Source organism: Natrinema marinum (assembly GCF_024296685.1).
In the GTDB taxonomy this organism is placed as follows: Archaea; Halobacteriota; Halobacteria; order Halobacteriales; family Natrialbaceae; genus Natrinema; species Natrinema marinum.
In genome coordinates this window covers 2,994,876-3,017,361 of record NZ_CP100763.1, presented here as the reverse complement: position 1 = coordinate 3,017,361, position 22,486 = coordinate 2,994,876, and the positions used below count along the sequence as shown (strand labels likewise).

The 22,486-nt window shown below is 68.2% G+C and carries 21 protein-coding genes; 12 read left to right on the top strand and 9 right to left on the bottom strand.

Translation table 11 applies throughout. From position 1 onward, the window contains the following. The first annotated feature begins 49 nt into the window (after positions 1–49). From NKH51_RS15040 to NKH51_RS15030, 3 genes are all read left to right on the top strand, one after another. Positions 50–319 (top strand): hypothetical protein, encoded by a 270-nt coding sequence (locus NKH51_RS15040; RefSeq protein WP_254762490.1) that lies wholly within the window; start codon positions 50–52, stop codon positions 317–319. Positions 320–417: 98 nt separating this feature from the next. Further along, positions 418–786: a phosphoribosyl-AMP cyclohydrolase gene (hisI, locus tag NKH51_RS15035; protein ID WP_254762489.1), complete on the top strand. Its 369-nt coding sequence runs from the start codon at positions 418–420 to the stop codon at positions 784–786. 1 nt (position 787) lies between these two features. After that, positions 788–1,966 carry a DUF7118 family protein gene (locus NKH51_RS15030; protein ID WP_254762488.1) on the top strand — a complete coding sequence of 393 codons (1,179 nt, stop codon included), beginning with the start codon at positions 788–790 and terminating at the stop codon, positions 1,964–1,966. Between the two features lie 108 nt (positions 1,967–2,074). On the opposite strand, the gene glmM is transcribed toward NKH51_RS15030, so the two are convergent. Then, positions 2,075–3,451, bottom strand: coding sequence for a phosphoglucosamine mutase (gene glmM / locus NKH51_RS15025; RefSeq protein ID WP_254762487.1), 1,377 nt, complete (start codon positions 3,449–3,451; stop codon positions 2,075–2,077). 102 nt (positions 3,452–3,553) lie between these two features. Here glmM and NKH51_RS15020 point away from each other — a divergent pair, with 102 nt between their 5' ends. The 3 genes from NKH51_RS15020 to NKH51_RS15010 all read left to right on the top strand — a co-directional run bounded on the left by NKH51_RS15020 (position 3,554) and on the right by NKH51_RS15010 (position 6,035). Then, positions 3,554–4,468, top strand: coding sequence for an HVO_0234 family beta-propeller protein (locus NKH51_RS15020; RefSeq protein WP_254762486.1), 915 nt, complete (start codon positions 3,554–3,556; stop codon positions 4,466–4,468). Positions 4,469–4,536: 68 nt separating this feature from the next. Further along, entirely contained in the window at positions 4,537–5,394 is an 858-nt protein-coding gene (locus NKH51_RS15015) for a ribose-phosphate diphosphokinase (RefSeq protein ID WP_254762485.1), read from the top strand. Between the two features lie 101 nt (positions 5,395–5,495). Further along, entirely contained in the window at positions 5,496–6,035 is a 540-nt protein-coding gene (locus NKH51_RS15010) for a heme NO-binding domain-containing protein (RefSeq protein ID WP_254762484.1), read from the top strand. Positions 6,036–6,092: 57 nt separating this feature from the next. Here the strand turns inward: NKH51_RS15010 and NKH51_RS15005 are convergent, their stop codons facing one another. The 3 genes from NKH51_RS15005 to NKH51_RS14995 all read right to left on the bottom strand — a co-directional run bounded on the left by NKH51_RS15005 (position 6,093) and on the right by NKH51_RS14995 (position 11,796). Further along, positions 6,093–8,159: a hypothetical protein gene (locus tag NKH51_RS15005; protein ID WP_254762483.1), complete on the bottom strand. Its 2,067-nt coding sequence runs from the start codon at positions 8,157–8,159 to the stop codon at positions 6,093–6,095. 108 nt (positions 8,160–8,267) lie between these two features. Further along, entirely contained in the window at positions 8,268–11,474 is a 3,207-nt protein-coding gene (gene ileS / locus NKH51_RS15000) for an isoleucine--tRNA ligase (RefSeq protein ID WP_254762482.1), read from the bottom strand. A gap of 91 nt (positions 11,475–11,565) precedes the next feature. Next, positions 11,566–11,796 (bottom strand): DUF8151 family protein, encoded by a 231-nt coding sequence (locus NKH51_RS14995; RefSeq protein WP_254762481.1) that lies wholly within the window; start codon positions 11,794–11,796, stop codon positions 11,566–11,568. Positions 11,797–11,935: 139 nt separating this feature from the next. On the opposite strand from NKH51_RS14995, the gene NKH51_RS14990 reads away from it, so the two are divergent. The 4 genes from NKH51_RS14990 (at position 11,936) to NKH51_RS14975 (ending at position 13,923) form a co-directional block, all read left to right on the top strand. Then, the gene (locus tag NKH51_RS14990; RefSeq protein ID WP_254762480.1) at positions 11,936–12,658 is read left to right on the top strand and encodes a uracil-DNA glycosylase; all 723 of its coding nucleotides are present in this window, start codon (positions 11,936–11,938) and stop codon (positions 12,656–12,658) included. 102 nt (positions 12,659–12,760) lie between these two features. Then, the gene (locus tag NKH51_RS14985; RefSeq protein WP_254762479.1) at positions 12,761–13,180 is read left to right on the top strand and encodes an HIT family protein; all 420 of its coding nucleotides are present in this window, start codon (positions 12,761–12,763) and stop codon (positions 13,178–13,180) included. A gap of 149 nt (positions 13,181–13,329) precedes the next feature. Beyond that, positions 13,330–13,635: a hypothetical protein gene (locus tag NKH51_RS14980; RefSeq protein ID WP_254762478.1), complete on the top strand. Its 306-nt coding sequence runs from the start codon at positions 13,330–13,332 to the stop codon at positions 13,633–13,635. 60 nt (positions 13,636–13,695) lie between these two features. Continuing rightward, positions 13,696–13,923, top strand: a complete 228-nt coding sequence (locus NKH51_RS14975) for a hypothetical protein (RefSeq protein ID WP_254762477.1) — start codon at positions 13,696–13,698, stop codon at positions 13,921–13,923. Here NKH51_RS14975 and NKH51_RS14970 read toward each other — a convergent pair whose 3' ends face one another. Continuing rightward, the gene (locus NKH51_RS14970; protein ID WP_254762476.1) at positions 13,924–14,937 is read right to left on the bottom strand and encodes an A24 family peptidase; all 1,014 of its coding nucleotides are present in this window, start codon (positions 14,935–14,937) and stop codon (positions 13,924–13,926) included. It lies immediately after the preceding gene. A gap of 171 nt (positions 14,938–15,108) precedes the next feature. Between NKH51_RS14970 and NKH51_RS14965 the strand changes: the two genes are divergently transcribed. Next, a complete protein-coding gene (locus NKH51_RS14965; RefSeq protein ID WP_254762475.1) occupies positions 15,109–15,618 on the top strand; it encodes an HPP family protein in 510 nt (169 codons plus the stop codon). Between the two features lie 187 nt (positions 15,619–15,805). Here NKH51_RS14965 and fer read toward each other — a convergent pair whose 3' ends face one another. The 3 genes from fer to NKH51_RS14950 form a co-directional block, all read right to left on the bottom strand. Continuing rightward, the gene (gene fer, locus NKH51_RS14960) at positions 15,806–16,195 is read right to left on the bottom strand and encodes a ferredoxin Fer (RefSeq protein WP_254762474.1); all 390 of its coding nucleotides are present in this window, start codon (positions 16,193–16,195) and stop codon (positions 15,806–15,808) included. A 277-nt stretch (positions 16,196–16,472) separates the two neighbouring features. Next, positions 16,473–17,654 (bottom strand): inorganic phosphate transporter, encoded by a 1,182-nt coding sequence (locus tag NKH51_RS14955; RefSeq protein ID WP_254762473.1) that lies wholly within the window; start codon positions 17,652–17,654, stop codon positions 16,473–16,475. A 125-nt stretch (positions 17,655–17,779) separates the two neighbouring features. Next, a complete protein-coding gene (locus NKH51_RS14950; protein WP_254762472.1) occupies positions 17,780–18,961 on the bottom strand; it encodes an inorganic phosphate transporter in 1,182 nt (393 codons plus the stop codon). Positions 18,962–19,264: 303 nt separating this feature from the next. Between NKH51_RS14950 and NKH51_RS14945 the strand changes: the two genes are divergently transcribed. Then, positions 19,265–20,539 carry a carboxylate--amine ligase gene (locus NKH51_RS14945; protein WP_254762471.1) on the top strand — a complete coding sequence of 425 codons (1,275 nt, stop codon included), beginning with the start codon at positions 19,265–19,267 and terminating at the stop codon, positions 20,537–20,539. A 27-nt stretch (positions 20,540–20,566) separates the two neighbouring features. Here NKH51_RS14945 and NKH51_RS14940 read toward each other — a convergent pair whose 3' ends face one another. Next, complete coding sequence (locus NKH51_RS14940; RefSeq protein WP_254762470.1) at positions 20,567–22,429, bottom strand: SLC13 family permease; 1,863 nt, start codon at positions 22,427–22,429, stop codon at positions 20,567–20,569. Positions 22,430–22,486: the final 57 nt, after the last annotated feature.

The following is a 22,486-nucleotide window of genomic DNA, read 5'->3' as shown; positions in this document are numbered from 1 at the left end:
GCGCGGTTTATGCTGAATGCTAACGTACGTACCAGCAGAGGCGAGAGAGATGGCAACCCCCTACCGCGGTCCAGAACAGTACCCGACGAAGAGCGCCCTCGAGGACGCCGCGGCGACGAGGTGGGGGATCCGCGAGGGGATCGGACTGGCGATCGTCTCGATGTTCGGCCTCCTGCTACTGGTCGTCGGACTCATGCTGATGTCGGGGCTGATCGCGGCGTCGACGAGCGCGACTGGGACGGTCGTCGTGGCGATCGGCTTCGTGGCGGCGGCGATCGCACTGGTCGCTCTCGCCCGCTGGAGTTGGAACGGCCGGTAGCGCACCACTCGCTTTTTCAGTCCGATGCCCCTCGAGACGATTCTCGGCGGCTCGCCCGCGGCAAAAGACCTATCGCTCGGCCGATCAACGTCTCGCGTATGGACGACGACGTTTCGGTCGACTTCGGCGAGGACGGACTCGTCCCCGCCGTGGCACAGGACGCCGACACCGGCGAGGTGCTGATGCTCGCGTACGTCTCGCCGCAAGCCCTCGAGCGAACTCGGGAGACCGGACGCGCACACTACTACTCGCGGAGCCGGGACGAACTCTGGGAGAAGGGGGCGACGAGCGGCCACGTCCAGTCCGTCGAGGAGGTCCGCGTCGACTGCGACGCCGACACCCTCCTGTATCTGGTCGACCAGGCGGGCGGGGCGTGCCACACCGGCCACCGATCCTGTTTCTACCGGACGGTAGAGGGCGAACACGTCGGCGAACAAGTGTTCGACCCCGACGCCGTCTACGAGTGAGATGAGCGAGCGCGCCCCTCCCACCGACGCCGGCTCGAGCGCCGGGGTCGGAAGCGACGGCGAGGCGACGCCGCTCGAGGCCCTCGAGGCCGCCCGCGACCGGCTCGAAGCGGTCGAGACGCGGATCGACGACCGCGGCGAGGCGACCGTCACGGAAGTTGCGACGGCCTATCGGAACGCGACCAAACTGCTCGAAGACTACGTCGACCGCGCGACCGGGACCGGGAAGGAGAACTTTCAGGCCTACATCGAACTCGAGGGAAAATTCGATACGCTCGTCTCGGACCTCGACGACGACCTCCCCGAGCGCGAGGCGTTCGAAGACGCCCTCGACGCGATCGACAAGCGCCGGCTCAGCGAATCGGACTTCGAGCGCGCTCACGATGCGCTCGAGCCCGCAGCGGAGTACGCCGACATGCTCGACGAACGCGAGACCGCACGCGAGGCCCTCGCCGAGGCGCGCAAGACCGCGAACAAGCGCCGGCGTGACCTCGACGATGCGATCGTCGAGCGCGAACGGCTGCTCGAACTCGCGAACGCCGATCTGGACGCGCCGGTCGAGCGACTTCGCGATCCGATCCAGACCTACAACGAAGCCGTTCGTGAGGCGTTCGACGAGTACCGGCTCGCGGCCAGCGCGCGGGAGGTGTTCGACCTGCTCGAGCGCAGTCAGTGGTACCCCTTCGTAGGCTACGAGCGCCCGCCCGACGATCTGGCGAGGTACGTGCGGGAGAATCCAGCGGGGGAGTATTCGATTCCCGAATTGCTCGAGTACGCCGACTACTCCCGGTCGAAGCTCTCTCATTACGTCGACAGCGCCGACGAACTCAAGCGCAACGTGGCGACCCAGCAGACGTTCCTCGACGGGATCGACGCCGAGCCGCTGACGATCGACTGGCCGCCGGGGCCGGCCGGGGAACTGCGCCATCGGGTGCGAGAGTACCGGCCGTTCGTCGCACGGGTCGCCGACGAGGAAGTCGTCGCGGCGCTGCGCGCGGTTCGCCTGCTGGCGACCGACGCCGACTACGATCGGCTCCAGACCGCGGCGCAGGCCGTCGCGCAGCTCACCCCCGAGGAGCGAGAGCGGCTGGCCGACGGCCGCGTCGACGCCGAACTCGAGGAGTTACGGACGGAGCGCGAGCGACTCGAGGCGGCGCTCGAAGTCGACGATCCGATCTAACCCCCCGGAACGGTTCGGCACTATCGGACCGCCTGAGAGACGAGTGGCGGACGCTCTCCGATAGCGGACGCGAAACGGAAACGATACGAGAGTAGCAGCTGAGACGATTCAGACGTCGGCTTTCGCCGCCGCCAGCGCCTCGTACATGTCGTCGGCGAGTCGCGCGGCGCGGTCGCCATCGCGGGCTTCGGCGTAGATCCGGACGAGCGGCTCGGTTCCGGAAGGGCGGGCGAGCACCCAGGCGTCGCCGTAGTCGAGCCGGTAGCCGTCGCGAGTGTTCAGTTCGGCGTCGGCCGCCTGCGCCTGGTTGGCCGCCGCGTCGAGCATCGCGTCGCGTTCGGCCGTCGACTCGTACTCGACGTTGCGCCGGACGTTGACGTAGCCGTCGTAGGGCGCGACGATCTCGCTGACCGGCCGCTGGGCGACTAACTCGAGGAAGCGCGCCGCGGTGAACGCGCCGTCACGGGAGAGCCGGTAGTTCGGGAAGAAGATCCCGCCGTTGCCCTCGCCGGCGATCGGCACGCGTTCGCCGTTGTCCTCGAGTTCCTCGATGCGGGTGATGATGTTGGTCGAGCCGATCGGGGTGAGCTCGAGTTCGGCGTCGACCTCGTTCACGACGTCGACGAGGCGCTGAGAGACGTTGACAGCGGAGACGGTGGTGTCGCCGGGCTCGAGTTCGGCGGCGGCGAGCGCGGCGAGGGTGGCGTCGCCCTCGACGTACTCCCCGTTCTGGTCGAAGAAGATGGCGCGGTCGGCGTCGCCGTCGTGGGCGATCCCCACGTCGGCGTCGGTCGCGCGGACGAGCCGGCCCAGATCGGCGAGGTTACTCGGGATGGGTTCTGGATCGCGACCGGGGAAGTGGCCGTCAGGCTGGGCGTTGACGGTGACGACGCGACAGCCGAGTTCGCGGAAGAACTCGGGGCTGGTCAGCGAGCCCGCGCCGTGACCCGGATCGAGCGCGACGGTGAGCTCGGCGTCGGCGATCGCCTCCCGGTCGGCGGCCGCGAGCAGTTCGTCGACGTACTCCCGCCCCGCGCCGTCGATCTCGCGGACGCGGCCCGTCTCGTCCCAGGGAGCGACGGCGAACGATTCGGTTAGCAGCGTCTCCTCGATCGCCTCGAGATCGGCGATCGAGAGCTCGACGCCGTCGTGGCCGACGAGTTTGACGCCGTTGTACGGCGGCGGGTTGTGCGAGGCGGTGATGACCATGACCGGCACCCCTTCCCGTTCGGCGTAGGCCTGTGCCCCCGGCGTGGGGAGGACGCCGAGGCGGTCGACATCGGTCCCCGTACTCGCCAGCCCGCTCGCGGCCGCGTCGGCCAGCATCCGCCCGGTGTGGCGCGTGTCTCGAGCGATGGCGACTCGGGCCCCACCGTGACCGTCGTCCCAGGCCGTTCCCGCCGCTTTCGCGACGCGCAGGACGAACGCGGGCGTCAGCTCCTCGTTGGCGACGCCCCGGGTCCCGCTCGATCCGAACACTTGCATTACGCGTTAGTCTAACCGGCCTCCTCAAAGGGATTCCGCAAAACGACCGTCGCGCAGGCCCCGTGACGGAACGTTTTCGGCCCGCCCACCCGACGGTCACGTATGGACACGATCGAGGAAAAGCGCGTCTTCGGCGACCGCGAGGGGGCGATCACCGTCTACGTCGCGAGCGCGATCGGCGTCGTCCGCGTCCGGGTCGCCGGCGACACCGTCGGCGAGTTCGGCCTTTGCGAGCGCTGTACCGCGCGCGGCGTCGCGGCGACGCCCAGCAGCGTCGCCGTCGCGACCGACGAGGACGTTCGGGAGTTCGCGCTCGAGGACACCCAGACCGACGACGGCGGAGCGGGCGACGGGCCGGTCGCCGCCGGCGACGAATCGTTCGCCGAAACGGGGTTCGGCCCGGCGGTCGCCGTCGGCTACGACGGCGGCGACCTGCTCGCGGCCGGTCGGGACGGCCGCGTCGCCCGTCGCCCGGCCGGAACCGACGCGTGGACGACCCTCACCGACGATCTCGGCACGCCGGTGCGAGCCATCGACGGCGATCTGCTGGGAACCGACGATGGCGTCTACCGCGTCCACGACGACGGGCTCGATCACGCCGGACTGACGGACGTGCGCGATGTCTCGGCCGCCGGCGTCCCGCTCGCTGCCACCGCAGACGGGCTCTACAAGCTCGGCAACGGCTGGATGGAGGTTCTCGAGGGCGACTTCCGGACCGTCGCGGCGGACCCGCGCTCGGAACGGGGCCGCCTCGAGCGCGCCCACGCCGTCTCGGACGACGCAGTCTACGAGTACGCTGCCGACGGGGAGTGGCGGGCGCTCGAGGGGGTGAGCCAGCCCAGCGGCGGGATCGTCGGTGTCGGCTACGGCGACGCGGTCTACGCAGTCACCGCCGACGGGACCTTCCTGTCGGCGAGCGAGGGCGGTTGGCGGACGCGAACCCTGGGCGTCACCGACGTGGCCGGGCTGGCGATCCCCGCGGCCGCGGCACCGAGCGCGGACGACGGCGCCGACTGATCCCGAAATCCGGGGCGAATCGCCGGCAGAACGAAAACGGGTTTACCCCCCGGCCTGTCCCACCGACTATGATCGTCAGCGGATCCGCGTCGCAGGCCCTCGCCGCGGCGCTCGCACGCGAACTCGAGGAACCACTCGCCGCCGTCGAGTACGACCGCTTTCCCGACGGCGAACTGCTCGCGGCCGCCCCCGGCGTCGCCGACGCCGAGCCCGATCGGGCGGTGATCGTCGCCTCGACCGTCTCGAGCGACGCCCACCTCGAGGTGCTCCAGTTGCAGGACGCGGTCCGCGAAGCCGGCGTCGAGGAGGTCATCACCGTTTTGCCGTACATGGGCTACGGCCGGCAGGACGCGGCCTTCGAGCCAGGGCATCCCATCTCCGCGCGGGCGGTTGCCCGTGCGATTTCGACCGGGACGGACCGCGTCCTGACCGTCAACCCCCACGAGGAGGGCGTCTGTGAGTTCTTCGAGCCGACGGCGACCGCGGTCGACGCGGCGAGCCGGCTGGCCGAACCGCTACCCGACGAGCTCGCGGAGCCGGTTTTCCTCGCGCCCGACGCCGGCGCGACCGAGCTCGCCGAGACCGTCCACGACGCCTACGGCGCGGGCGAGACCGACTACTTCGAGAAGACTCGCCACTCCGGCACCGAGGTCGAAATCACCCCGAGCGACGTCGACGTGGCCGGCCGCGACGTGGTCGTCGTCGACGACATCATCGCGACCGGCTCGACGATGAGCGAGGCCGTCGCCGTCCTCCGCGACCGGAGCGTCGGCCGCGTCTTCGTCACCTGCGTCCACCCACTGCTGGCCCGAAACGCCGTCACGAAGCTCTCTCGGGCCGGCGTCGAGGCGATCTACGGCACCGACACTATCGAGCGCGGCGTCGACACCGTCTCGATCGCCCCGCTTCTCGCACGACACTTGTAAGCAAACGATTAAGTAGTCCCCAGACACTGACCTAGCTGTTAGCGCGTGGCACGATGGAGGCGACCGCGAGAGTGCCGCGAGAACGGATAGAAGGGAGCCACATGCACGGAATCGTCCACAAGTCCCTCAAGGAGTACGTCGTCGAGCGAACCGACGACGACACCTGGGACACGATCGTCGAGCAGACCGACCTCGAGCCGAAGCTATACCTCCCCGTCACCCACTACGACGACGCGGAGATCGACACCGTCCTCGAACGCCTCTCGTCGATGGCGACCCAGGACAGGGACGCTATCGAGCGCGATTTCGGGCGGACGCTCGCCCCCGAACTGCTCTCGACGTTCAGCGCCCACTTGCGCCGGGACTGGGAGTTCGCGGAACTGCTCGCGTCGCTCGAGGACGTCTACGACGACGTCGACGACGCGACGAAGGAGGCGTCGCTCCCGGCCATCTCCTGTTCCCGCGAGTCAGACGGGACGGTCGTCACGTACGACACCCACCGGGACCAGCAGTACTGTGGACTTGCTCACGGCATCCTCGAGGGGTTCGCCGCCGCCTACGGTGCCGACGCGACGGTCACGGAGACGGCCTGCGTCGACGACGGCGCCGACGAGTGTACGTTCCGGGTCGACCTCGAGTAACCGACACGTCGCCGCGTTCTCGGTTCCGTTCGGCCGATCGCTCCGCGAGTACGGCCGTCAGCGACGCCGGGCGAGCAGCGCGCCCGCCAGTGCCGTCGCGACGGCCGCGAGCGCCGAGGGCACACCGAATCCGGACACTTCTTCGACCGTCGCAGCCGGACCACCGACGCTGACCGTCGTCGTCGCCTCGCCGACGACGACCTCGTACCGGCCGCGGTCGTCGAATCGGAGTTCGGCCTCGACCGTCGTCGTCTCGCCCGGCCGAACCGCCACCGGCCGCTCCGCGACGGTTCCCTCGACGGTCCGGAACGCGAGGACCGCCGCGCCCGGTCGCTCGTCCGCGGCTTCGACCGTTGCGGTCATCGTCACCGACTCACCGGGACTGGCGGCTCCGGACGTGACCCGCAGTTCGGAGACGGTCACGCTCGAGGGCGCGCGGACGACGGCGGTCAGTCGCTCGGAACCGACGCGAACGTCGTACGTACCCGGCTTAGCCGGCGTCCACGTGAGCCGGTGACTCGTCCGTTCGCCGGCCGCGAGCGTTCCCCGCCGGTGATCGACGACCCGTCCGTCGACCTGCAACATCGCGTCGTAAGTCCCGTCGCGCTCGCCGACGTTTGCGGCCGCGACCGGGATCGAGACGGATTCGCCGGCCGGAACCGCGATCACGTCGGGAGCTTCGCTCTCGCCCCCGCTCGCTGCTGCCGACCAGCGCTGCCACTCCTGGCCCGCCACCTCGAGCGGACCGCTGTCGATCCCGTATTCGAAGACGGCGACCGGCTGGTCGAAGGCGACCTCATGGTCGCGTCGGCTCCACATCGACGGCGTCGCATCGGTTTGCGTGTATTTCTCGGCGGCGGCTCGAACCGCGTTGCCGCCGGCGTCCTCGAGCGCGTCCAGGAAGTCGGCCTCGGTTATCGTCCCCTCGCGTGCGTTCAGCGTTCGGAAGACATCCTCGAGCGTGCGATCACCGTCGGTCGCGAGCCGCAATCGGCGGTCGAGTTCGCCGGCGACGAGCGCCCCCTTCGCGTAATCGGTGCGGTCGTCCTCCCACGTCGACGGCCGAGCGAGCACCCCGTCGGCGTACAGCGAACGCTCGCCGCGCTCGAGGAGGTCACGAAAGTCCGAAAAGTCGGTGAGACCGCCCTCGAGGGCGAGCAGGCCCGCGTAGTAGTCGGCCTGCCCCTCGACGAGCCACGCGGCGTCGGGCGCGAGGTCGTCCTCCGCGGTGGAGAAGCGCTGGCGGACGTGGACGTACTCGTGGAGCCAGACCGGGTTCGGTTCGTCGAGGCCGGCGTCGTCGACCACCCACGCGTCCGACCGGCCGTACTGGATGCCCCGCGGCCCCCAGTCGACCGTGTTCGGCACTGCGACGACGAACACCTCGTCGCTTCGCATCCCGACCTCGAGCCGGCCGCTCGCCGCGGTCAGCGCCGAGAGGATCGCATCGGGCGACTCTTCGAGGTCGGCGGCCTCGGGGACGACCAGCCGGAACGTCTCCCCGTTCGCGTCGCGCTCGTAGGTCGTCACCGGGCCGAAGAAGGCGATGTCGCCGCCGGTCGCGCCCGGTCCGTCGACGGTCACCGTCTCCTCGAAACCGACGGGCTCGGTCCGCCCCACCGTGATCCCCACGCCGGGGACAGGCACGACGCCCCACTCGCCCGTATCGACGAAGGTGTAGCCGTCGCCGGACGCCGAGGCCCGCTGCTCGCCCTCGCCCGTCCGATCGGCCGGCATCGCGTACCGCACCGTCGGCGACGCCGTCCCGCCGGTCCACTCGAAGGTCCGCTCGCCCGTCCGCTCGAACCCGCGCGTCGACTCGACGCTCGCCTCCTCCTCGAGCGTGATCTCGAGTTCCGTCACCGAGTCGGGGACCCGAAAGGTCATCTCGACGCCGAACGCGTCGGTGTCGTCCGGGCGGTGGCTGAGAACCGTCGTCCGGTGGAGCACGTCCTCGCCCCCGCCGGTCGTCACCGTCGCGCCGGAACTCATCCCGGCCGCGGCGAGCGACGCGGCCGGTGCCGGCGAGGCTGGCTGGGGAGCCGGCTCGAGCGCGCCGACGCCGGCCGGGACGCTCCCGACGAGCACGACGACGAACACGACGACGGCGGCTCGAGATGTCACTACGCCTCTCTGGTAAGTCAGCGCTCAAGACGTTTATGGCAGCGCGAGTGTCATGTCGCGCTGAAATCGGCGAGTGCAGGAACGTTCGGGCTCCGATTACCGGAGTCGTTAGTCCGACGCCTCGGCCGCCGCCAGCGGCTCGATCGCGATCTCCATCGTCACGCCGTCGACGTCCCACTCCTTGCGGTGACCGTCCTCGAGGTCGCCGAGTTCGTCGGCGCGGACCTCCTCGCGGATCAGGGCCTCGCGCTCGGCGACGAGGTCGGTCACGCGGTCGTCGTCGATCTCGAGGTCGAGCGCGATCCGCTCGTCGACGTCGAGCTCGAGGTCCTTGCGCATCTCCTGGACGCGGCGGATGACCTCGCGGGCGTAGCCCTCGCTCTCGATGTCGTCGGTCAGGGAGGCGTCGACGTAGGCGACGCCGCGGTCGTCGCCGTCGGTGCCGAAGGCGGTGCCAGCGACGCCGTCGGGCGTCTGGGTCACGAACGAGACCATCTCGTCGGTGATCGCTTCGTCGTCTTGGAGTGCGTCCGCGACGGCCGCCTCGAGCGCCTCGAGGCTCGGCTCGTCGATGCGGGCCTCGTTCAACGCGTTCATCACCTGCCCGGCGCGGTCGCCGAACGCGGGGCCGAGTTCGCTCATGTCCGCCTCGGCGCTGTACCGGAGTTCGCCCCAGCGGTCGTCCGGCGAGACGAGTTCGATCTCGCGGGCGTTGAGGCGATCCTCGAGCAGCCCGGTGTGGCGCTCGACGGCCTCGACGACGCGGTCGTCGTCCGCGGCGACGACCACGCGCGGGACCGGCCAGCGCAGCTTGCGGCCGGCCTGCTGGCGGGCGTTCGCGCCGGCCTCCTCGATGGCCCGCAGGAGGGAGACGTCCTCCTCGAGTTGCTCGTCCTCCCAGTACTCGTCGACCGCGGGCCAGTCTTCCATGTGGACCGTGAGGTGGCCCGCATCGCCGGTCAGCGTGTCGTAGATCTCCTCGCTGATGAAGGGGGCGTAGGGAGCCAGCAGCGCGACCGTCTCGCGGAGCACGCGGTAGATCGTCGCGTAGGCGGCCGTTTTGGAGGCGCTGTCCTCGTCCTCCCACATGCGCTCGCGGACGGCCTGGACGTAGAATCGCGAGACATCCTCGACAACGAACTCGATCAGGGCGTCGATCGCGCGGTCCTGCCGGTAGTCCTCGAAGTGGTCGGTCATCTCGGCTTTCGTGGACTCCAGCCGGGCGAGCACCCACTCGTCGATCAGCTCGAGGTCCGAATCGACATCGTCCAGACTCGTCTCCTGCGGATCGAAGTCGTCTAACCGCATGTACGGCAGCGGGAATCGGAAGACGTTCCAGAGCGTCCGGAGGTGGTTCTCCATCGTCTGCATCCCGTCCCACGAAAAGCGCATGTCGTCGCCCTGCGGGTTGTTCGACAGCAGGAACATGCGCATCACGTCCCGACCGTGGCGGTCGATCGCCTCGTGGGGGTCGACCAGAATGTCCTTGGATTTGCTCATCGCGCGGCCGTCGGGCATCAGCGCGTGGCCGTGCATCAGCACCTCCTCGTAGGGGATCTCGCCGATCGCGGCCGTGCCCATCCCCAGCTGGGACCAGAACCAGCCCCGCGTCTGGTCGTGGGCCTCGAGAATGAGGTCTGCGGGCCAGAGTTCGTCGAATCGGCTGTCGTCCGCGGGGAAGTCGAGGGTGCCCCACGACGCGACCGAGGAGTCGAGCCAAACGTCGAAGACGTCGGGAACGCGCGTGTAGGTGGTGCCGTCTTCGGTGATCGTCAACTCGTCTACCGTGTCCTTGTGGAGGTCGACCGCGTCGGGGTCGACGTCCTGATCGACGCGCTCGGCGAGTTCCTCGCGGGTCCCGACGACGATCGTGTCCTCGTCGTCGTCGCGGTCTTCAGGGGTCCAGACCGGCAGCGGGATCCCCCAGTAGCGCTGGCGGGAGACGTTCCAGTCGGGCGCTTCCTCGACGAAGTCCCGGAAGCGGTTGTCGCGGGCCCACTCGGGGTGCCACTCGCTGTCTTCGATGTTCTCGAGCAGTTCGTCCTTGACGTCCGTGATCGTGATGAACCACTGGTCGGTGACGATCTGGATGATACCCGTGTCACAGCGCCAGCAGTGCCCGTAGCTGTGGGAGATCGTCTCCGAGGCCAGCAGCGAATCGTTGGCCTCGAGGTCCGCGATGATGTCCTCGTTCGCGTCGCGGACGAACTCGCCCGCGTAGGCGCCCGCCTCGTCGGTGTAGACGCCGTCGCCGCCGACGGGACAGAAGATCGGGAAGCCGAGTTCGCGACCGCGCTCGAAGTCCTCCTCACCGTGGCCCGGCGCGGAGTGGACGAGCCCGGTGCCGTCACCGCCGGTATCGACGTAGTCGGCGGCGTAGACCTCGCAGGCCCCCTCGTGGTCGGGGTGGTCGGGGACCTCTTCGGCCATCGGGTGGTCGTACGACCAGCCGAGCAGGTCCTCGCCCGCGTGTTCCTCGACGACCTCGTAGTCGTCGTAGCGGCCCGCTTTCAGCACCTCCTCGTGTTTGGCCTCGGCGACGTAGAGCAGCTCTTCCTCCCCGCCCTTTTCGGCGCGGACGCCGACGTAGTCGCCGTCCTCGTCGACGGCGACGAAGGTGTTCGCCGGGATCGTCCACGGGGTCGTCGTCCAGATGACGAGTTTGCCGTCGCGCTCGGCGAGGTCGAACTTGACGTAGATCGAGGGATCCTCGACGTCCTCGTACTCGACCTCGTTGTTCGCGATGGCGGTCTCACAGCGCGGACACTGGGAGATCGAGCGGTGACCTTTCTCGACCAGACCGCGGTCGGCGGCGTTCGAAAAGCCCCACCACGCAGCCTCCATGTACTCCGGGCTGACCGTCCGGTAGGGGTTCTCCCAGTCCATCCAGACGCCGAAGTCCTGAAAGTCCGACTGCAGCCCCTCGAGCTGTTCGTCGGCGTACTCCTTGCAGGCCTCAATGAAGTTCTCCTCGCCGTACTCCTCGATGTCCTTCTTGTTCTCGAATCCGAGTCGCTCCTCGACGCGGGTCTCGATGGGGAGCCCGTGCATGTCGTAGCCCGGCCGATCCGTCACGTCGTACCCCTGCATCCGCAGAAAGCGGATGTAGACGTCTTTCAGCGACTTGTTCCAGGTCGTCCCCATGTGCGCCGATCCCGACGTGTACGGCGGGCCGTCGACGAAGAAGAAGGAGTCGCCGTCCGATCGGTGCTCGACCGTTCGCTCGTAGGCGTCGACGTCGTCCCAGTACTCGAAGACCCGCTGCTCGAGTTGGTGTGGGTCGTACTGGTCGTCGACCTCGCCGAACCTGCTCATACGCGACCTAATCGCCTCCGGCAGTAAAGAGGAATCGATATTGCGGGTCGTCCGTCCGCGTCGACTCGAGCGCCCGGGAGCGACTCGACGCCTAGACGAGCCGCGAGAGGACCTTCTGATAGCCGACGCCGTAAGTGCCCGCATAGAGCATGACGGCGCCGAGCGCACCGAGCCACAGGGCGATCATCGCTTCACCGGCACCGAGGTGCTGGAGACTCGCCTGCTCGACGAGGACGCCGCCGACGGTCAGCGTACCCGCGACGAGGGTATAGATGAGTAACTGGAGCGATTCCACGAGGAGTTCCGGGCCGATCGATGACATTGGGAGTCTCTTAGTCACCCGGCGAAAGTAAACCTGTCCCCTCGAGTGCGACGCGATCCCACGGCGGCGGACCCACTGGGCGAGCGAGTACGTTCGCGCGGACCGACTCGCATATATCCTCGCGGCCGTACCCTCGAGTGTGCCCGCCACCGACGACACCGACGCAGAATCCGATTCGGCCGACGGCGACGCCGAATCCGACTCGACTTCCGGCGGCGAGCCCGCCTATCCGACCCGTCGAAACGTCCTCGAGCCCGACTGCACCCGCTGTCCGGCGCTGGCCGACGCCCGCGAGTGTATCTCGTGGGGGACCGGCGACCCCGACGCTGCGGTCGTGGTCATCGGCGAGGCCCCCGGCTACGGAAATCCGGACGCCGACCGCTGGCGGGGCGGCAACTGGACCGGCAAGGCCTACACCTCGCGCCACTCCGGTCGGCGCATCCGGCGCCTGCTCGACGACATCGGCTACGGCGACGACACCTACTTCACGAACGCGGTGAAGTGCTTCCCGGCCGATCCCGACGACCCGACGACCAATCGGGAGCCCACACCCGAAGAGCGCGCGAACTGTCGGTCCCACCTGCTAACCGAACTCGAGTCTATCGATCCGTCAGTGGTGCTCGGGACCGGCAAACACGCGACGAAGACGGTGCTGGCGGCCGAAGGTCGAAAATGCGAGGGCTTTCTCGACAGCGTGCTCGAGCCGGTGCGGTGCGAACGGCTCGGCGTTCACCTGGTGCCGATCCTCCATCCCTCCTATCAGGACGTCTGGATCGGCCGACTGGGATACGAAGCAGCGGGGTACCTCGAGGCGATCGGGGAGACGCTCGACGGACTCTGCGAGCCGAGCGGCGGGAGGTAGATAGCCGCCCGCCGCCCGAGCAGAGCCGGCCGAGGAACGGGGACCGACGCTCCGTCTACGAGTCGGGAAACCTTCATACGGAGCGCCGACGCACACTCGAGCATGAGTACGATCTTCAGCCAGATCGTCGAGGGAGAGATTCCGGCCCGAATCGTGTACGAAGACGAGACCACGGTCGCGTTCCTCGACGCCAACCCGCTGGCACCGGGCCACACGCTGGTGATCCCGAAAGACGAGTACGAGCGGCTGAACGACGTCCCCGACGACGTCGCCGCCGATCTCTACGACACCGTCCACCGCATGGTCCCCGCCGTCGAGGAGGCCGTCGACGCCGACGCGACCACCGTCGCGTTCAACAACGGCGAGGAGGCCGGCCAAGAAGTGCCCCACGTCCACTGTCACATCGTCCCCCGATTCGAGGGCGACGGCGGCGGACCCATCCACGCCGTCGCAGGCGAGCGACCGGACCTCGCGGACGACGAACTCGACGACATCGCCGCCGACATCGAGTCGCGAGCCTGACTCGAGCGACGCGATCGCGGTCCCGTTCTCCTCGCCGTCGGCCGGCCCCGGCGGTGCTCGAGGCCAGCTCCGCTGACCGCTCGGAACCGCAGGCCCGGCGAAGATGTTCGTCGCGAGACCCTTCCCTCGTCGCGTCCGAAACGGGCCATATGAGCGATCGAGAGGCAGCCCTTCGAGACCTCGCGGCGCGGCTCCGGGAGGACGACGCCGTCAGCGACGCCTTCGTCGCGAAGAGCTTCACCGACCAGCAGTTGATCCTCGACCTCGAGGACGACGCGTCACTCCCGCGGGAACTGGCCGACCTGCTCGCGGCACACGACTTACGCGGGGCGAACGAGGTGTACGGAAGCGGCGGCTCGGACCCGTCGTTCGCGGGCGATCTCGAGGGGGCGACACGTCACCAGTTCGTCGACACGCGGACCCGCGGCGACCACCAGTCGTACGTCGTCGACTGACGACGGAGCCGACGCGTGGATTGCCGTGACGCTTTTACCGTCACCGATCGAGGCTCGCGTATGGCCCTCGCCGGTATCGCCGCCCGCGTTCGCGAGTACCCCGTCGCCGCGATCCTCGAACTCGGTAGCGTGCTCGTCTGTCTCCTGCTGTTCGCAGGCCTCTTCGTCCTCCTCCTGAACGGCGTCCCGACCGGCCGGGGCGACCCGTGGCTGGCGCTGATCGGCGTCGGCGTCGCGTTCGTGCTCTTCTGGACGGCTCTGGTGCCGCTGTACGAGCGGACGCTGTAGTCAGAACAGCGTGCCGAGCAACAGATCGCCGTAGCCCAGCGCGATCACCAGCCCGGCGAAGATCGGCACGAGAAACGGCGTGCCCGGCGAGATCCAGACCGTCTCCGCGGTCGCGAGCACCTCGAGCCCGTCGCGCAGCGTCTCGGGGCTCGTGCCGTAGGCCGTCCCCTCGATGTCCTCGAGGAAGGCTTCTGCACCCCACGGATCGTCCGACTCGGCAGTATCCGCCGCAGCGACCGGGCCGTCGGCGCTCGCCTCGAGCGTCCCGCCGTCGCCGCGAGCCTCCACGTCGGCGGTCACCGCCCCGTCCGTCGGCAGGTTCGGCTCGGCGGGCAGCGTCGCCGGATCGCGGTACCGGTCGGGCTCGTCGCGCAGGTCGGCGAGCGTGAGCCCCCGCCAGCGGAGGTACATCCGCAAGGCGTCGAGGTCGAGACCGCCCCGAGAGAGCCCCGACGGGGTCTCGAGAAGGCGACCGTGGGTCTCCGGAACTCGGTCCCACGGGATCGGCCAGCCGACGAACATCACCGGCGCGATCCGGCCGGCGACGGCGTTACGGACGGCGAGAACGACCGGCAGCGTGACTCCCACGAGCACGGCGTTGGTCAGAATCGAAAACGAGAACGCGCCGATCGGCGGCGTCTCGAGCGGGACCGACCACGGCCCGAGCCCGTACTCGGGAAACGTCGGAAAGAGAACGGCCAGGACGAGCAGGGCCTTCGCGTCGGCGCCGCCGAACCCACCGACCCACCAGAACAGGTAGGCGATCGGGACGACCAGCCCGACGCTGATCGCCGTCGGAAGCAGGAACTCGTACGTCCAGACCGATTGGCCCGCGGTCCACGCCAGCCAGCCGTCCCAGACCAGCAGCGCAGCCCCGAGCACCGAGAGCGGGATCCAGACGGCGCTCGAGACGCGCCGCGTTTTGATATCGCGGACGGCGGTCCAGGCGAAGACGGGGACGGCGACCAGCCGAAGCAGGTCCGGGCCGGTCGCCGCGACACCGGAGAGCGTCACGACGGGGTCTCCGGAGCGCGGTGCCCTTACGTTTTCGGCCCGGCTCGAGGGGGGGCGAGGCGGGAGGCATCTCGAGCCCGTTTAAATTCGAACTCGAGAAACAGTCAGTTACCGCCGGCGCTCGAGTCGAAAACTGAACATCTATCCGTTCGCATCTGCAAGGACGCGGCCATGAGAGAGGGCGCGGCGGTCTCGACGCTGTACGCTGGCGTCTTGCTCGCGGTCCCGGGCGCGCTGGCCTGGCTGACGGGTGAAGCGCTGCTCTTCCCGAGTCTCGGCCCCTCCGCGTTCCTGCTGGCGACGGGTCCGGACGGCGAGGCGACTCGCCCGCGACGGGTCATCGGCGGCCACCTCGTCGGCATCGCGGCCGGGCTCGTCGCGTACCACACGATCGCTCCCGGACTCGTCGTGACGGCGAGCGCGCCGATGCTCGCCGGTTCCCAGTTCCGGCTCGTCGCCAGCGGCGTCCTCGCCGTCGCCCTCACGTCGGGCGGAATGCTCGCGACCGAGACGGGACACCCGCCCGCCTGTGCGACGACGCTCATCGTCTCGCTCGGCCTCCTCCCGTCGCTCGTCGACGGCGCGCTCATCGCCGTCGCCGTCGTCGTCCTCGTCGTCGTCCACGAGCTCGCGACCCGGACCCGGAACCGATCGGTGTCCTCGAGCGGCTCGTCGCCGTAGCTCGGTGACGCGACGACGCTTCCGACGCTGGATCTCGAGTCGTCGCTCGGCTCGACGACCGCCGGGAACAGCGCCGACAGCAGCTAACTGCGGGCGCGCCGCGAGACGAACACCGAAAGGGGGCCGTGCGCGTGAACGGAAGTCGCTGCGCCGAAAAAACGTGTCTGTGGCCGTCGGCCACGATTGTTTAAATGACGCGGTTCTGGAGGTAGTCGAGGTGCTTGGCGTTGTAAACGATTTTGACCTCGTCGGTCTCGGCCGAGCCGATGCAGGTCAGGCGAACGTTCTTGTCCTCGACCTCCTCGTCCGAGAGGATCTGCTGCATGTCCATCTGGATTTCGCCCTCCTTGATGATCGCCGCGCAGTTCGCACAGGCGCCCGCGCGACACGAGAACGGCCAGTCGTACCCCTGGGCCTCGGCCGCCTCGAGGATGTATTCGCCCTCGGCGACGTCGAGCGTGCCGTAGTCCTCCTCGCCGAGGCCGGCGTCGGCGGCCTCATCGAAGAGATCGTCGTCGTCTATGTCCCAGCCCTGATCGTCCAGTACTTCGTAGTTGAGGTATTCTACCGTGGGCATCACTCGGCGGTTCGAGTCCCGCACTGGTATAGCTTGCTGTTCAGTCCTAAATTGTCTTTGAGTCAGAACCGGCCAGTTCGAAGGGAAGAATGCCGTCATTTGTTAGAAGATGTTCGGTCGAACGGGAGAGGAGCGAGATCTGTTTCGCCGAAGCCGGAAGGATATACAGTATTTGCCGCATTCGAAATTCGGGGGCAGACGAGCGAGCGGCGACGGATCCGACAGCCCTGGGTCGGCGGGCGACCGGGATCGGGCGCCCGCGAGCGATCTCGGGAACTCAGATCGGGACGACGAGGAAGAAGGCGTACGCCAGGCCGGCCGACGCCGACGGGCCGATGATCCAGAACGCGACGAACCGCGCCACGGCGGCCGGCCTGACCAGATCGTCGGCCTCGAGGATGTCCTCGGGTTCCTCCTCGCCGATCTTGGGCACTTCCTCCGGCGTCTCCTGCGTGAGGACGTTCATCGAGAGCTCGAGTTCCTCCTCGCCGCGCGCGAGGCCGGTGATCGTGGCGGTGCGGCTGGCTCGACCCCAGCCCAGTCCGACGATGGTCATCACGGTGGCCATCACGAGGCTGATCGGGATACCGATCGCGGAGAGGAAGGTCGTGATCGTGGCGGCGGTAACGGCGACGATCAGCGCCGCCAGCAGGGGAAGTTCGGTGAGGTCGTTACCGACGGCCTCCATCGTCCGCCGCGCGATGGTAAACCCGCCGAGGCTGATCGCGAGCGCACCGATCGCGATGCCGAGGTTCGTCCCGTCGTACCCCCCGATATCGAGCGCTCCGCTGCCGACCAGCGGCGCGACCGCGTTCGCGACGTTGCTCGCGCCCGCGCCGAAGGCCATGTAACAGGCGATCACGACGATGAGAATCGTCGTCGCGAGCTCCTTGCCCGTCGTCCCCGGCCCCATCGCGGGCTGTGGAACGAGCCCCGATCGTTCGAGCGTGAGCAGGGGCCCGCTCGACTGACGGATCTCGAAGAAGCGATCGAGGTACGGATAGAAGTAGCGGCCGACGATGCCGCCGATCCAGAACGCGAGGATCGGCGTGACGACCCACCAGGAGATGATCCGGCCCATCACGACCATATCGAGCGTGCCGGTCGCGAGCCCGAGGCCGGCGATGGCTCCGACGGCGGTCATCGACGTGGGAACGGGGACGCCAAAGAGGTTCGCGACCAGCATCCCGAGCCCGATGAAGAACAACACGATGATGCTAGCTTGCAGCGTGAAGATTTCGGCGGGGACGATGTCGCCGCCCATCGTTTCGATGACGTTTCGGCCGACGGTCCAGCCGCCGACGAAGACGAAAATCGACATGAGCGCCGCAGCTGCCGTCTTGCCGATGACGCCAGCGCCGACGGCCGGCCCCCAGGCGATCCCCGTAGACGAACCACCGATGTTGAACCCGACGAAGACGGCCACGACGATCCCGACCAAGAGAATCGCGGAAACCATACCCGGGACCATTCTCCCTGCCGAAAAAGACGTTTCGGAGCGACGATACGACTATCATCGGCCACGACAGGTCGACCCCCTCGAGCGCTCGAGGACGGGCCATCCGCGACCGTGTCCACGGATCGTCAGAAGCCGAAGAGCGGAACGAACCGAAAGGTGAGGTAGGCGCCGATCGTCGAGATGGCCGGCACGACGTTCTGCATGAGGATCACGCGGGCGGTCGTCGACGGGTCGAAGAGGTCCGACGCCTGCGGGATATCCTCGGGTTCCTCCTCGCCGATTTCGGGGGAGCGTTCGCCCTCCTCCTCGGCGGTCAGCGCACCGACGGAGACGCGGGTCTCCTCGCCGGCGCGGACGCCCGAAAGCGTCGTCGTCCGAGTGGCCCGGCCCCAGCCCAGCCCGACGATGCTCATCGTCGCGATGACGACGAAGCTCGCGGGAATGCCGAGCCACGAGAGCGTGACGACGATCCCCGAACTGATGACCGCGACGACGATCGCCGCGGTCAGCGGCAGGTTCGTGATATCGCTGCCGAGCGTATCGAGGGTGCGACGCGCGATCGTAAAGCAGCCGATCGCGACCGCCGCACAGCCGATCAGGATGAGCGGTATCATGTCGACGTCGCCGGTGCCGTAGATCGGCGCGATCGCGTTCGCGATGTTGCTCGTCCCGGAGGCAAAACCCATCAGACAGCCGATGGCGACGACGACCAGCGCGCCGGTGATCTCCCGGCGGTCGCCGTCGGCACGGAAGCCGAGGCGGGGCACGACTCCCGACCGGTCGAGCGAGACCATCGGCTCGCCCTCCTGATCGCCCTCGATGGCGATCCAGGCGTTGATCCGGGGGTAGAAGTAGCGGCCGACCACGCCGGCAACCCAGAAGCCGGTGATGGGCGCGACGACCCACCAGACGACGACCTCGCCGAGAACATCCCAGTTGAGTTCGCCGGTCGCAAAGCCCAGCGCGGCGATTGCCCCGACGGCCGTCATCGACGTCGAGGCCGGGACGCCGGCGTAGTTGCCGACGAACAGCGCGCCGCCGATGAAAAAGAGGACGGCGACGTTCGTCCGGAGCGTGAAGATCGCCGTGTCCTCGACGAGTTCTCTCCCGAGCGTCTCGACGACCTGCGGGCCGATCGTGTACGCACCGACGAAGAAGAAAACCGACATCAGTGCGGCGGCCATCACTTTCGTGATCACGTTCGCGCCGACCGCCGGCCCGAACGCGGGCCCGGTCGTCGAGCCACCGATGTTGTAACCGACGAAGATCGCCGTGAGGAGTCCAACGACAAGCAGTACTTCCGGCACGTTCGGTAGTCATGCGAGCCGACGATAAAAATCACGTCGTTCGAACGGCGACGCGACCTCTGGACCAGAGTTATGACTCGTTCGTCAGTTGTATCCGTTCCCTGAGCAGCGAACGCCGTCCGATTGGACGATAAATCGCGTCCAACAGCCCGCCGTTCTCGCCGATCGCTGCTCCACTGACACCGGAGTGCTGTACCATCTCCATTACAATAGGGCCCGGCGTGCTCGGTCCGCGTACCGACCAGCGTGTCAATACATTCAACTCCACCCACCGGTCCGAACGGTACCGACGGCGAGTCGATCGTGCTGTCCGCCGTCCCGGTTCCCAGTTCCGACGCCTGCGTTCGATCGCTGGCACAGACCGGCGTCAACACGATCGTCATCTCGGAGGATCCGACCGCCAAGACGTTCTGTTCGAAGTACTGCGACGAGGCCGTCCTGACGCCGGATCCGACGACCGATATCGCGGGCTACGCCGACGCGCTCCTCTCGCTCGCGCGCAGAGACGATGTCCGGACGATCGTCCCGCTCCGCGAGGAGGACGCGTTCGTCCTCGCGAAGCGCCGCGACGCGTTCGCGGACCACGTCGCGACGCCCTGGCCGACCCTCGAGACGCTCGAGCGCGTCACCGATCGCGTCCGGCTGCGGGAGGCCGCCGAGGCTGCCGGCGTCCCGGTTCCGCGGACCGTTCCGATCGGCGACGTCGGGACGGTCGACTCGAGGGCGATCGTCAAGTCCCGATACAACCTCGTCGCCGACGAGTTCGTCGACACCGAATCGCCCGGGGAGACGAGCCGAGAGCAGACGATCGAGCACCTCGAGCCGGGCGAGTCGCCGGACGTCGCGGAACTGCGCGCGGCGTTCGGACACGAGCCCATCGTCCAGGAGTTCATCCCGATCAAGGAGGAGTACATGTTCGCCGGGCTCTACGACCGCGGCGAACCGGTGGCGACGTTTCAGCACGAACAGATACGGGGCGCGTCCTACACCGGCGGGGGCGGCGTCTACCGCGAGTCGGTCTTCGTGCCGGAACTCGAGGAGGCCGCGCGTCGGCTGCTCGAGGAACTCGACTGGCACGGGCTCGCCTGTATCGAGTACATGCGCCACCCCGAGACCGGCGAGTTCTACCTCGCGGAGATCAACCCGCGGATGTGGACGTCGCTGGCGGCGAACGTTCGAATGGGGGCCGATTTCCCGCGGTATTACTGGCAGCTGGCGACCGATCGAACCGACGAGATCGAGGCCGGGTACGAACGGGGCGTCGGCAGTCACTACCTGAAGGGCGAACTGAACTACCTGCTGAGTCACTTCCGGGACGAGTCGTCGCTCGTGGATCGGCCGAATCCGCTCCGGTCGATCCGGGAGATCGTCGAGTCCTGCTATCGACAGCCCCAATTCGACGTGTACAGCCGCGACGATCCCGTCCCCTTCGTGCAGGACGGACTCCGCGAACTCGACGAACGAGTTCCCATCGACCGTTCCCTCGCGGAGTACGGGCTCCGACTCGGCCGGTCGGAGCCGCCGGTCGACTGGCGCGAGGCCGGGGAGCAACGACGACCGACGACCCGGCCGCGGTGAACGTCGTCGGCGACGCCGGACCGGGCTTTAGACGCCCCAGAACAGGGCGATCCCGCCCACGGTCACGACCGACAGCAGCAGCTGTAGCGGCGCGCCGATCCGGAAATAGTCGCCGAATCGGTAGCCGCCGGGGCCGTACACGAACAGGTTCGTCTGATAGCCGATCGGCCCCAGGAAGGCGGTGCTCGCGGCGAAGGTTACCGCGAGCACGAACGCGAACGGGTTCGCGCCGATGCCGGCCCCCGCGGCCGCCGCGACCGGAAGCAGAAGGACGACGCTCGCGTTGTTGCTGATGACTTCCGTGAGCAACCCCGTCAGGATATAAAAGAGCCACAGCACGGCGATCGGCGGCAGGAAACCGGCCGACTGGACGACCAGCCAGGCGAGATACGCCGCGCCGCCGCTGGCCTCAAGCGCGATCCCCAGCGGGATCACCCCCGCGAGCAGGAAGATGATGTCCCACTCGACGGCGTCGTAGAGTTCGTTCGGCTCCAAGACGCCGGTGACGACCATCGCGACGACGCCCGCGAGCGCGGAGACAAGGATCGGGTAGAGCTCGAGGGCGGCGACGGCGACGACGCCGACCATGATCGCGATGGCGACGGGGGCCTTGTCCGTGCGGTAGTCGGGACGGGGCGGTTCGCGGGCAACGATCACGTCGTCCCGTCGAGCGAGTCGATCGAGCGTGTCCGGCGGTGCCTGTACGAGCAGCGTATCGCCGACATCCAGACGGTTGCCGACGATGCGGTCGGCGACGAGTTCGCCGTGGCTGCGCAGCCCGAGAACGGCCGCGTTGAACTCCTCGCGGAACGATTCCGGATCGAGGCGCTCGCCCACGAGCCGCGAGTCGAGCGAGACGACCAGCTCCGTGAGAACGCCCGTTTCCGCGTCCGTCGACAGCTCCGCCGCCGAGCCCGGCCCGCCGACGAGTTCGACGCCGGCGGCGTCCTCGAGCGTCGCGATCGCGTCGCGGTTCGTTCGGACGACTAACACGTCGCCCTCGCGGAGAGGAGTCGCCTGTCGGGGGGCGACCGACCGTACCTCATCACGGATCACCTGCACGACGTCGATCTCCGGGCCAAGCGATTCCGTCGCGTCGCGGACCGTCTCGCCCACCAACGGCGATCCCGGAATGATGGCCAAGTCGGCGAGATAGTCACCGACCTTGTACTCCTCGAGGTAGTCGGCATTGGGCGGAACCCGCTCGGGAAGCAGGTAGTGGCCGACGAAGATCAGATAGAGCGAGCCGACGACGACGACGATAGCGCCGAGGCCAGTGAATTCGAACATCGAGAATCGGTGAAGTTCGGGGTACTGAGAGCCGAGGCGGGCGCTGACGTCGCTCGCGAGAATGTTCGTCGAGGTACCGATGAGCGTGAGCATCCCACCCATCTGCGAGGCGTAGGAGAGCGGGATCAAGAGCTTCGAGGGCGACGTGTTCCCGCGGTTGGCCACGTCGGTAACGACCGGCACCAGCAGCGCGACGACCGGCGTGTTGTTCAGAAAGCCGGAGACCGGGCTGGTCGCCGCGACGGTCGCGAACAGCTGTTTGCGGAGGCTGTCGCCAGCGAACGCCGCCATCCGCCGGCCGAGTTCCTGAACGACGCCGGTCCGGCTGATCCCGCCGCTCAGGATGAGCATGGCGAGAACCGTGATCGTCGCCTCGTTCGCAAAGCCCGAGATGCCGGTTTCGGGATCGACGCCCGTCCAGGGTTCCAGAACGACCAGCACCACGATCAGCAAGATCGCGGTCACGTCGATCGGCAGGCGCTCGGTGAGAAACAGGACGAGGGCGAGGACGACGACGCCGAAGACGACGAGCGCATCCGTCGTCAGTTCGGGTCGAGTGACAGTCGCCTGTGCGATGAAAACGCACGCCGGCAGCGGCATGGGACGATCCACACCGACCACACTTGTAACGATTCTGTCGAGTGTGGATACAGTGTG